The sequence below is a fragment of the Pseudochrobactrum sp. AO18b genome (genome assembly GCF_000409565.1).
GTDB lineage: Bacteria > Pseudomonadota > Alphaproteobacteria > Rhizobiales > Rhizobiaceae > Pseudochrobactrum > Pseudochrobactrum saccharolyticum.
The window spans coordinates 1-11,944 of record NZ_ANNO01000025.1; the positions used below are offsets into that span (position 1 = coordinate 1).

Sequence of the window (11,944 nt, forward strand, 5' to 3'; positions counted from 1 at the left end):
TAGAAATGGTATGCTGTCACCAGCACACTTTGAACAGAACCACAAACTGAAGACGAAGAGTGTCTAATAAACTCGGGGCTATTCAATTATTCTTCATTCCTAAACCTCTTCTGTAAATGCCTCTTGCTTTGAAATGAAAGTCACGCTTCAATCACCAGATAATATAGGGAGGTAGAAATGAAGTTAGTTACTTTGGCTGCTTTGGGATCAATCTTTATATCGCTGCCAGCTTATGCATCTACTGACTGCGACAAAGCTGAAGACCAATCAACAATGACCAAATGTGCCAGTGATGCATTGGCCAAGGTTGATAAGCAACTTAACGAAAACTACAAAAAAATAGAAAAACGTTTGGCTGATGATGAGGAAACCAAGAAATTATTGGTAAGTTCACAGCGCCTTTGGATGAAGTTCAGAGACGCAGAATGTAACTTCGCAACGTCAACAACGTCCGGTGGAAGCATTCATCCAATGATGGTTGCTACATGCAGAACCCAATTAACAACTGCACGTAACAAACAATTATCAGATTATCTCAACTGCGAAGAAGGCGATCTCACCTGCCCTGTACCGTCAGCAGATTAACCCTCCCCCTTCCGAAAGAGAAAGAGATCCGCAATCCCATCAAGCAGAAAAGGGCGCTCAATTTTCTACACCGCGCATCCAGCTCAGTGACGGAACATTTTTCACGCAAAGGGCAACGCCGGGCTCTACATGCCGCGTAAAATACACTGAAATAAAACGTGTCCAAAAAATTGTCATGCAAGATGGTTTTGTTACCCGCAGGAAAGGTGAAGTACTTGTGTTCGGGTATCAGGTTAAACTGCTGGAAGATTTCACAGCAACCTGCAAACAGTTCGTTATGAGAAACGGCTGTTAATCAGCATTGGTACAAATGCCGCTTTGATTGTGTCGGCACTCATCAAGTGGATTTTTCTTGATTTACTATGCAAGTCGCTGTTCAATTCCTGCAAATAACTGAGGGGCGAAACATGGATCAAACGACTGAGAGCGCACGAACCAGAATTTCACTTATCCGCAGTCTGACATTTGCACTCCCCCTTCTCGGACTGACTGGCTGCGTGTCGCAACAGGTAAGGGATTTGGAGTGGTGCCGAAACATCGAAACCGCCAAGCCCCTCATTGATGAAACAGGTCAGGCGAAGCTCAATGCAGCAATGACTAAAAACAAATGTGCAGACAAACTTCTGGAAGCGAAAAAAGCCGCTGAAGAAGCGGAAAAGTTAAAAGCCGCAAAGACTCAGCCTGCCAAAGCCAAGCAGACAATAAAAAACCCCGCCAAAGCGGGGTTAGTAAAAACCAAGCCAAAAGCTCAGAATTTATAGTTCAAGCCAACCCGAACTGTATGAAACTGCGATTTGGCTTCACCAATACGCCAGCTTCTGTCGAGATCAACATAATCCAGTTTGAGCTTACCAAGATCGGTATAGAGATATTCGGTCTTCAGCGTTACGTTATTTGTAATAGCGTATTCTGCACCGGCACCAACCGTATAGCCGACTTTGGTGTCAGACTGGGATGAGCCATCTAAATAGTTGTTCGCATAGGTTTTAACTTTACCATAGGCAACACCACCGGTTGCATAGACCAGAAAACGATCGACCGGGGTGTAACCAAGACGGACACGTGTTGTACCAAACCAGCTAACCTTGGTTCCGAGGTTCACCAATGTACCGCCCGGAACACTGACATCAAAATCGGATTTCACGCCCGAACCTTGAATATCAGTTTCAATACCAACAACTGCCTGGTCAAACTGCCAGTTATAACCGGCCTGAACACCACCGATAAAACCACTGGCATTACCTCTGAGTGACACGTCGCCAAGCAATTCGTTGAAATCAGTTTTGAATTTTCCGCCTGCATAACCGGCATTCACACCGATATAACCACCTGTCCAGGAGAAGGTGTCGACAACTGCAGGTGCCGGATCATTATATACAACGGCATCAGCAGCGAAGGCTGAGCCTGCTGTTAATGCCAGCACGGAGGCCAGAATAATACTCTTCATAATTGTCCCCATTTAATTATTGATAATTATTTTTACATTATAGAAGACAATTATTCATATAGTAAAATAGCAACAGGTAATGATAATTAATTAAAAATATAGGCAATATTTTCTACAAAACATAATAACTGATATTAAATTATCATTTATATTCAATATCATAATTATATATACTCTATAATCAGAAATATAAAAGAAACAACATACCGATCTGATGATATAGTTCCTCATGCATTTCACAATGCAGAGTTGTAAAATTTCCAATGAAGACAATAAAAAAGGCCGGGGCAAAAATGCACCGACCTTCCTACCCATCAATTAATTGCCAGTGCCAGTACATCCGTGGTCAAAAGCTTAAATTGATGAAGACATTTGCGAGCGCCGTGAGAAACGCGCTGCTTAGCAATGTCTATACTGTGTATATAGACAGTGATTGTGTCTTAAAAAAGATCAGGACAGCTTTTATTTTTAAAATTGTTGTACCCAATTAATATTATCAGGATCAACACCAACCCCAGATGCAACCTTAATCGCCCTGTCTTTTAACTCCTCTGGTATTTCAACTGTGCGGGAGAGAACCCAAAAATACTTCGGGCTTGATCCGACAATAATTGCCCAGCGATAATCCTTATCCAAAGCAACTATATTATAGCCGCCATAAAACGGGCCGAAAAACGATACCTTCAATGCGCCCTCAGATTGGCTGCGCACAAAAACAGCCGTCCCCGATGCGTGCTTATGCCGGCCGGAGATTTCATCGACACCGCTGTTCAGCACATTTACGGTGCCGTCACCATTGAGTGTATATTCAGCAGTGGTTTTAATCAGACCTTTTTCAAATCGGTTTTCTACACGAGCGACTTCATACCACGTCCCCAGATAGCGATTGAGTTCGAAACCGGTAACCGGCACCACATTATCAGGAATTTTAGGATTAGCGTCTTTGTATAATTTATATCCGGCAAACAGGCCGATAGCGGCCATCAATAGCTTTTTCACGCTCATAACAAACTCCCGTCAGCTATAGTGTGAACGCATATAGATATTGAGAGTTCCCGAAACTATGGTGCAGAACAAAAATCAACTATTATCGACATTTTTTGCCTTAGAATATGACTTACTAAAAAGTGTTATTCCCACTCTCAGAATTTAAGTGTATTGATTTTAAAACAATATTTTAATCACGCGAATATTTATTGGATACAATATGCTAGGACGAATTTTAAACGGTCTAGAAAAGACTTATTTAATAAAATCGTGGTTGATAGGCATTTTCTTATATGCAAGTCTCCTTATATTTAAAGATGAGTTTCCGGAATTAAGCATTACGATTTATATTTATTTCTGATTATGCACTTCCTTATTTCCATTCTCAAAAATGATATTAGATGAAATAGGAGATAATATAGATGAAGATTATATAATAATGATAAAATTAATTCTTCATAATCACACTACAATAATTATTTTAAAACTATTATTAATTATATTATTCTGGTCATTCACTCCATTTATTTTAATTCTTGGAATTATATACACGGCTTTATAAACATATGCCCTACTTTAAATCTCATATAATGTGCAAAATCTTGCGGCCTATGGCCGGAAGCGGAAAATCAGATCCTCTTCAGTTTCAAGCTTTTCTACATTTTCAGCTTGAGCTGATCTGATCACAGCCTGCCAGAAATGGAGCGCAGTTGTGTTTTTTGGCGCGATGCGCAGCTCCCAAAACCCGTTATGCATTTGCAGAATCTCAGCAGCTGCATAGCGTGCCAGTCCCTGCTTGCGATAAGCTTTCAGAATGAAAAATTCCGCAAATGAATAGTCCGTGCCTTTACCGGAAGGTGACCAGTTATTGATAAAGGCAAAACCAATATCTTTTCCCTCAAAAGATATCAGATATGGCCATCTGTTTGCTTCTGACCAGTATAAATCAAAATACGGATAATCATCGTCTGTCTCTTCGTAAGCGCGCATTTCAGCGAAATATTCCGCCATAAAAGCGCTTATGATTGATTTCTCAGCTTTCGCTGCCAGACGTATCTCTAATTTCACACTAAATTCCGATCATACCCGACAAAGAAAGCCACACATCCGGTTTAACTCCAGCTAGTATAACGCTGCAAAGAACCTGTCAGGATTATTCAAAGCTTTAACGAACCATCTGCTACCTCAATTACAACGGCAAAAGCGGCATCATCATTCCTGCAAAGGCCATCAAAACGACAACAATCCAAGGCTGCACTTTCCAGACTGTGAGCAGTAAAAACCCTGTCAGTGCCAGCGCAAAATCCTGATTGGTAAAAACCGCCCCTGTCCATACCGGATTATACAGTGCCGCACCGAGAATGCCGACAACCGCTGCATTGGCACCACGCATTGCCGCCTGTGCTGTCGGGCGCAAACGCAGCCTGTCCCAGAACGGAAGCATGCCATAAACAAGCAGCAAGCCCGGCAAGAATATCGCGATCAGAGCAATAGAAGCACCGGTAATGCCGTTTGGCTCCGGTTGCATCACTGCACCGAGATAGGCTGCGAATGTGAATAATGGCCCCGGTACAGCCTGCGCCAGCCCATAACCTGCCAGAAAAGCCTCTTTGCTCACCCATTGCGGCGTCACAACTTCTGCCTGCAACAGCGGCAAAACCACATGCCCGCCACCAAAAACTAGCGAACCGGCACGGTAAAAAGCATCGAACACAGCAACAGGCTGATATCCCGTAACGGCGGTCAGCACCGGCAAAAATGCGAATAAAACCGCAAACAGGCTTAAAGCTATAAAGCCGCCTCTGCGTGATACAGGAAATTTCAGATTGCCGGTCACAGCCGTACCATTGCCACGGCAAAGCCACAGGCCAAGCATGGCACCCCCGGCAATAGCCGCGATCTGCCCGATTGCTCCCGCCACAAAAACCACAAGTGCGATTGCTGAAAGCGCAATGAAAATACGGGGCTTATCCGGTGTCAGACTGCGCGCCATACCCCAGACCGCCTGCGCAACAATTGCCACGGCAACCAGTTTCAGACCATGCAGCAGACCTTCTGCATACACACCTGTGAATGATGCTGCGCCCAGTGCAAAAGCCGCAAGAAGGAGTGCTGATGGCAGTGTGAAGGCCAGTGAAGCCGCCAGACCACCGGCAAGACCATTACCGCGTAAAAGACCAAGCGCAAAAGCGACCTGACTGGACGCAGGGCCGGGCAAAAACTGGCATAAGGCAACCAGATCGGCATAACCGGCTTCATCCATCCATTTGCGGCGCACGACAAGCTCGTCTCGATAATAGCCCAGATGTGCAACCGGCCCGCCAAACGATGTCAGCCCGAGTTTAAGAAACACACGGAAAACTTCAGCACAGGAACCCTGTGCCGGTTTTGTCAGTGATCCGCTTTCATTTCCTGAGCGCATTATGCCCCTCATCCGCAACGCTTTGTTTCTGCCAGAGATTTGATCCGATACAAATCAACCGGCTCATAAAGTGCCTGAATGTCAGACAAATGACACAAAATATTTTGCGCAGCCATTCAGACAAGTAAATCTTGTCGATTAACGTGTTTTCTTGATTTTTGATCATGACATGGCATGCATTTATAATCTCCGCCGGTCATGCGTATTTCCGGCTTTTGCGAGTTTATATGTCGGGAGGTAAAGGCATAATGCGCAACGGGGGACAACTCCTTGTAGAAAGCCTGATCGCGCTTGGTGCGCGTAAGAGCTTCGGTGTTCCGGGAGAAAGTTATCTGGCAGTGCTGGACGCACTTCACGACACCAAAGGCAAGCTGGATTATATCCTGTGCCGCAATGAAGGCGGCGCTGCATTTATGGCTGCCGCTTACGGCAAACTAACCAACACCCCCGGCATTTGCTTTGTCACCCGTGGCCCCGGTGCCACCAACGCCTCAATTGGCGTACATACGGCCATGCAGGACAGCGCACCGATGCTGCTGTTTATCGGTCAGGTCGGCACCGATATGACCGGCCGTGAAGCTTTTCAGGAAATCGACTACCGCGCCATGTTCGGCACTGTTGCCAAATGGGCGGTGCAAATCGATCAGGTCGAGCGTATTCCGGAAATTCTGGCACGCGCATGGACAGTGGCCACAACCGGCCGTCCGGGTCCCGTGGTGATTGCACTACCGGAAGATATGCTGACCAGTCTGACAGACAAAGCGCCTCTGACCGCACCGGCTAAAATCGCCTCCCCTGCCCCGCAGACAGAAACAATGGCGACAGCACAGCAAATGCTGAAAGCCGCGAAAAAGCCGGTCATTTTAATGGGTGGCACCAACTGGACTGAAACCGGTCGTGCGGCATTACAAAGTTTTGCCGAACAATCCGATATTCCGGTGGTTGCAGCCTTCCGCTATCAGGATCAGTTCGACAATTTCTCTTCAGCCTTTATCGGTGAAGCCGGTGTCGGCATGTTGCCCCATGTCAAAGCGCTGATCCGTGATGCCGATCTTATTCTGGCGATCAATGTCCGTTTTGGTGAGATGACCACTGATGGTTATACATTGCTCAATGTACCGGTGCCGCAGCAAAAGCTGATCCATGTCCATCCGTCCGATGCGGAAATCGGTAAAATCTATGTGCCGGATTTAGGCGTTCACGCCTGCCCGAGCAGTTTTGCGCAAAGCCTGCAGCCAGTCAGCGGTGCATGGGCAGACTGGCGCAAAGCCGCTCGGGATGCCTATCTTGCCAGTTTTGATGCCCCTGCCCAGCCGTCACCGGTGGATATGGTTGCGGTTATGACTTACCTGCGCGACCACCTGCCGGAAGATGTGATCCTGACCAATGGCGCAGGCAATTTCACGGTCTGGCCGAATAAGTTTGCAAAATTCGGTACCAAAGCACGGCTGCTCGCCCCGCAATCCGGTGCCATGGGCTATGGCGTACCCGCAGCGATTGCCGCCAAAGTGGCTAAACCTGAACGTATGGTGGTCTGCTTTGCCGGTGACGGCGATTTCCAGATGAATTGTCAGGAGCTCGGCTCCGCCATGCAAGCAGGTGCGCAGCCGATCATCCTTATTCTCAATAACGGGATTTACGGCACCATCCGCGCCCATCAGGAAAAGCATTATCCGGCACGCGTCTCCGGCACCACAATGGAAAATCCGGACTTTGTGACACTGGCAAAATCCTACCGTTTCCATGCGGAGCGGGTGGAAACCACGGCAGATTTTGCCGCCGCTTTTGAACGTGCTGCGGCGTCTAAATCCGGCGCGGTTCTGGAACTGAATATTTCACCGGAAGCCCTCACACCCCGCCAGACATTAAGCCAGATGCGCGCCGCCGCATTGGCAGCGAAGGAAATGGCATGACATCCCGAAACGACATCCGGCTTGGTGCCGATATCGGCGGCACATTCACCGATATCGCACTGGATATGCGCGGAAAGCTCTACTCCACCAAAGTTCTGACCAATTATACCGCGCCGGAACAGGCTATTCTCGACGGTATCCGCATTGTCACGGAACAGGCAGGCATCAGCCCTGCCGAGCTCGATATTGTTATTCACGGTACCACACTGGCCACCAATGCGCTGATTGAACGGCGCGGTGCCAAGACAGCTTTTGTGACCACCGAAGGCTATCGTGATGTGATCGAAATGCGCAGTGAAAACCGTTTCGAGCAATATGATCTCAATCTGAAACTGCCTTCCCCTCTGGTCGCGCGTGAACATCGCTTTACCGTCAAAGGCCGCATGAATGCGCAGGGTCAGGAATTGCAGCCGCTGGATGAGGCAAAGCTGGAAGAAATCGCCGATGCGATTTCAGAAGGCGGTTTCGGCGCAGTTGCCATCGGCTTTATCCACTCTTACATGAATCCGGAGCACGAACGCCGTGCCCGTGCGATTTTGCAACGCAAGCTTTCTGTGCCGATTTCCATTTCGGCAGAAGTCTCGCCGCAAATGCGCGAATTTGAACGCTTCAACACTGTTTGCGCCAATGCCTATGTGCGACCGCAAATGGCGGATTATCTGGCGCGTCTGCAAGTACGGCTCAAAGAAATGGGCGCAACCTGTCCTGTTTTCATGATCCATTCCGGCGGCAGTCTGATTTCCGTTGATACAGCGTCTGAATTTCCGGTGCGTCTGGTGGAATCCGGCCCTGCGGGCGGTGCGATTTTCGCTGCTGATATTGCCCGTCGTTTTGGTATTGAGAATGTTGTTTCCTACGATATGGGCGGCACCACAGCCAAAATCTGCCTGATCGAAAATTTTGTCCCGAAAACCGCGCGTACTTTTGAAGTCGCCCGCACCTATCGCTTCTGTAAGGGTTCCGGCATGCCGATCTCCATTCCGGTGATCGAGATGATCGAAATCGGCGCAGGCGGCGGTTCTATCGCTTGGGTGGACTCGATGGGGCGCATCCAGACCGGCCCTGAAAGTGCTGCCTCTGAGCCCGGCCCGGCCTGTTATCAGCGCGGCGGTACCCGTCCTGCGATTACCGATGCCGATCTGATGCTCGGTAAGCTTGATGCCGATAATTTCGCCGGTGGTGCGATTAAACTCTCGGTGCAGAATGCAGAAACTGCCATCGACAAGGATGTCGGCTCTAAACTCAATCTGAAACCGCTTTCCGCTGCTTTCGGCATTTGCGAAGTGGTTGATGAGAATATGGCCAATGCCGCCCGCGTTCATGCGGTGGAAAACGGCAAAAACATCTCCGATAATATTATGATCGCCTTTGGCGGTGCCGCGCCTTTGCATGCCGCCCGTCTCTGCGAAAAACTCGGCGTTGAACAATGCCTGATCCCACAGGGCGCAGGTGTCGGTTCCGCTATCGGCTTCCTTAAAGCACCGTTCGGCTATGAAGCTCTGGTTTCACATTTGGCCAAACTGTCCGGCATCAATCTCGATGCGGTTAATGCCACGCTGGCAGACCTCAGCACGGCAGCGGAAAGCTTTGTGCGCAGCGGCACTGATGCGCCACTGGAGCGTGAAGTCACCGCCTTCATGCGCTATGCCGGTCAGGGCTGGGAAATTCCGGTCACAGCACCGCAGCCGCCATTTAATGATCAGGCACTGACGACAATCCGCGAGCGTTTCCTTGAGAATTATGCACGTTTCTTCGGCCGTCCGATTGAAGGCGCGGAAATCGAAATCGTCACATGGTCGGTGAAAGTGGAAGTGAAACAAAACTTCACCCAAAGCGGCACTGTCAGCTATGGCGATCGTGTCATCGTGCCTGCTCAGCAACGCGATGTGTTTGATCCGAGTAACGGCACAATGCTGCCGACCGGCATTTTTGACCGTGGCACCTTGCAGACCGGCGACCGTGTAGCGGGTCCTGCGATCATTACCGAGCGCGAAACCTCCACCATTGTGACCGCGCCTTTTGATGCGGTTATCCAGCATGACGGCACAATTTTGCTGGTGAAAAAAGGAAAATCCGCATGAGTGAACTGGATGAAATCCGCATGCAGGTCATGTGGAACCGCCTGATTTCCGTGGTGGAAGAACAGGCGCTGACTTTGCTGCGCACTGCCTTCTCCACTTCGGTGCGTGAGGCAGGCGATCTCTCCGCCGGTGTGTTTGATCCGCAAGGGCAGATGCTGGCACAGGCAGTGACCGGCACACCGGGTCATGTAAATACTATGGCCGAAGCTGTGCTGGAATTTATCAATGAAATTCCGCGCGATGAGATGTTCGAGGGTGACACCTATGTTACCAATGATCCGTGGAAAGGCACCGGCCATCTCCATGATATCACGATGGTTTCGCCGTCCTTTCTCAATGGTGAGCTGGTCGCATTCTTCGCCTGTACCGCCCATGTGGTCGATGTCGGCGGCCGTGGTTTCGGGGCAGATGGTAAATCCGTCTATGAAGAAGGTATTCAGATTCCGATCATGAAATTTGCCGAACGCGGCGCGGTCAATAAAGACCTGATCCGTATTCTGCGTGCCAATGTGCGCGAGCCTAATCAGGTGATCGGCGATTTCTACTCCCTCTCCGCCTGTAACGAAGTCGGTCATCGTCGTCTTGTCGATATGATGCGCGAGATCGGCCTGACATCGCTTGATAATCTGTTGGAATTTATCTTCTCGCGTACCACAAACGCTATGCGCGAGCGTCTTGCGCAGTTCCCTGAAGGCTCGTGGTCAAATGAGCTGGTCACAGACGGTTATGATGAACCGATCCGTCTTGCCGCCGTGGTGGATATGAAAGATGGTCTGGTGAATGTCGATTTCACCGGCAGCGACCCGATGAGCCGCTGGGGTATCAATGTTCCGATTATTTATACCAAGGCCTATGCATCCTATGCGCTGAAATGCGTGCTGGCACCGGAAATCCCGAATAATGCGGCCTCGCTGGCTTTCTTCACCGTGTCTTCCGAGACCAATATTCTCAATGCGCAACGCCCTGCGCCGGTTAGTCTGCGGCATGTAATCGGTCATATGGTGCCGGATCTTGTGTTTGGTGCACTGGCCAAGGCTTTGCCGGGTCAGATTATGGCTGAAGGTGCCGGTGCGCTGTGGAATATTCATATTTCCGTGCGCCCTGTGGCAGGACAAAGCGGACAGAATGCCGAAGTGCTGATGTTCAATTCCGGCGGTATGGGTGCGCGCCCTGCCCTTGACGGCTTGTCGGCAACGGCCTTCCCGTCCGGTGTACACACTATGCCGATTGAAGCCACTGAGCATACCGGCCCTGTGATCATCTGGCGCAAGGAATTGCGACCGGATTCCGGCGGTGACGGTGAGTTCCGCGGCGGTCTCGGACAAGTCATCGAAATCGGTGCGGCGGATAATCATGAATTTGATTTTTCCGCGATGTTTGACCGTGTTACACAAGCGCCGCGTGGCCGCAATGGCGGACAAAACGGGACTGCAGGTTCTGTGAAACTCGATGATGGCACCGCAATGCGCTCTAAAGGCTGGCAGCATGTGCCAGCAGGTAAAAGACTGGTGCTGAACCTGCCGGGCGGCGGCGGCTATGGCGATCCGGCGCAGCGCTGCGCAAAGGCACACGAGCAGGATAAAATTCAGGGTTATGTCACGGAGGAGAGACAATGACCTATATTTCTTCACGGCTGGCAGCGGTTAAACCGTCTGCCTCCATGGCCGTTTCACAAGCTGCCAAAGCACTGAGTGCCAAAGGTATTGATGTGATTGATCTGGGGCTTGGCGAACCGGATTTCCCGACACCGGCGCATATTACCGAAGCTGCCTATCAGGCAGCCCAAGCCGGTGACACGCTCTATACGGCTGCGCTCGGCACATTGGCACTGCGCAAGGCGATCGTCGCCAAATTTTCCCGCGAGAACGGGCTGGATTATACCACTGATGAGATCATCGTTTCCAATGGTGCCAAGCAGATCATTTTCAATGCGCTGATGGCAACACTGGACGACGGCGACGAAGTTATTCTGCCGACACCGTATTTTGTATCCTATCCGGAAATGGCGAAATTGCTCGGCGGCAAACCGGTGATTGCCCATTGCCGTGAAGAAAACGGGTTTCGTCTCACACCGGAAATTCTGGAACAGGCAATCACGCCGAAAACCAAATGGTTATTCCTCAACTCCCCCGGCAATCCGTCCGGTGCAGTCTACGATGAAGCCAGCCTCAAAGCGCTCGGCGCGGTGCTGGAACGGCACCCGCATGTGCTGGTTCTGTCCGACGAGATTTATGAACACATCATCTTTGACGGGCTGGAATTTATCTCTTTTGCCAAAGCCTGCCCGCAGCTGAAAACCCGCAGCCTGATCGTCAACGGCATGTCCAAAGCCTATGCGATGACCGGCTGGCGTGTCGGCTATGCCGCTGGCCCATTGCCGCTGATCAAGGCCATGGCCACGGTGCAGAGCCAGTCGATTACATCTGTCTGCTCCATCGCACAGGCCGCCGGTGCGGCCGCGCTTGAAGGCTCGCAGGAACATATCCGCACCTTCCGCGATGCTTTCCAG

At 50.0% G+C, this 11,944-nt stretch carries 10 protein-coding genes; 6 read left to right on the forward strand and 4 right to left on the reverse strand.

Going from position 1 to position 11,944, the window contains the following annotated elements; translation table 11 throughout:
* Positions 1-177 precede the first annotated feature (177 nt).
* Both A918_RS0101295 and A918_RS0101300 read left to right on the forward strand, forming a co-directional pair.
* Positions 178-585 (forward strand): lysozyme inhibitor LprI family protein, encoded by a 408-nt coding sequence (locus tag A918_RS0101295; protein WP_022709308.1) that lies wholly within the window; start codon positions 178-180, stop codon positions 583-585.
* Positions 586-992: 407 nt separating this feature from the next.
* The gene (locus tag A918_RS0101300; protein WP_156831364.1) at positions 993-1,346 is read left to right on the forward strand and encodes a hypothetical protein; all 354 of its coding nucleotides are present in this window, start codon (positions 993-995) and stop codon (positions 1,344-1,346) included.
* Here the strand turns inward: A918_RS0101300 and A918_RS0101305 are convergent.
* The 4 genes from A918_RS0101305 to chrA form a co-directional block, all read right to left on the reverse strand.
* On the reverse strand, positions 1,334-2,032 hold the full coding sequence (locus A918_RS0101305; RefSeq protein ID WP_028233229.1) for an outer membrane protein: 699 nt from the start codon (positions 2,030-2,032) through the stop codon (positions 1,334-1,336). The two genes, A918_RS0101300 and A918_RS0101305, sit on opposite strands and share 13 nt — an antisense overlap.
* A gap of 468 nt (positions 2,033-2,500) precedes the next feature.
* Positions 2,501-3,016, reverse strand: coding sequence for a lipocalin family protein (locus A918_RS0101310; RefSeq protein WP_245257274.1), 516 nt, complete (start codon positions 3,014-3,016; stop codon positions 2,501-2,503).
* Between the two features lie 612 nt (positions 3,017-3,628).
* Positions 3,629-4,087: a GNAT family N-acetyltransferase gene (locus A918_RS19085; RefSeq protein ID WP_022709312.1), complete on the reverse strand. Its 459-nt coding sequence runs from the start codon at positions 4,085-4,087 to the stop codon at positions 3,629-3,631.
* 121 nt (positions 4,088-4,208) lie between these two features.
* Positions 4,209-5,441: a chromate efflux transporter gene (gene chrA, locus A918_RS0101320; RefSeq protein ID WP_022709313.1), complete on the reverse strand. Its 1,233-nt coding sequence runs from the start codon at positions 5,439-5,441 to the stop codon at positions 4,209-4,211.
* A gap of 245 nt (positions 5,442-5,686) precedes the next feature.
* On the opposite strand from chrA, the gene A918_RS0101330 reads away from it, so the two are divergent.
* The 4 genes from A918_RS0101330 to A918_RS0101345 all read left to right on the forward strand — a co-directional run.
* The gene (locus A918_RS0101330) at positions 5,687-7,354 is read left to right on the forward strand and encodes a thiamine pyrophosphate-dependent enzyme (RefSeq protein ID WP_028233230.1); all 1,668 of its coding nucleotides are present in this window, start codon (positions 5,687-5,689) and stop codon (positions 7,352-7,354) included.
* Positions 7,351-9,435 (forward strand): hydantoinase/oxoprolinase family protein, encoded by a 2,085-nt coding sequence (locus A918_RS0101335; protein WP_022709316.1) that lies wholly within the window; start codon positions 7,351-7,353, stop codon positions 9,433-9,435. Before A918_RS0101330 ends, A918_RS0101335 begins: the two co-directional genes overlap by 4 nt.
* Complete coding sequence (locus A918_RS0101340) at positions 9,432-11,051, forward strand: hydantoinase B/oxoprolinase family protein (RefSeq protein ID WP_022709317.1); 1,620 nt, start codon at positions 9,432-9,434, stop codon at positions 11,049-11,051. The genes A918_RS0101335 and A918_RS0101340 overlap by 4 nt, the downstream gene beginning before the upstream one ends.
* The coding region (locus A918_RS0101345; protein WP_022709318.1) for a pyridoxal phosphate-dependent aminotransferase at positions 11,048-11,944 on the forward strand (897 nt) is incomplete at its 3' end. The genes A918_RS0101340 and A918_RS0101345, both read left to right, overlap by 4 nt.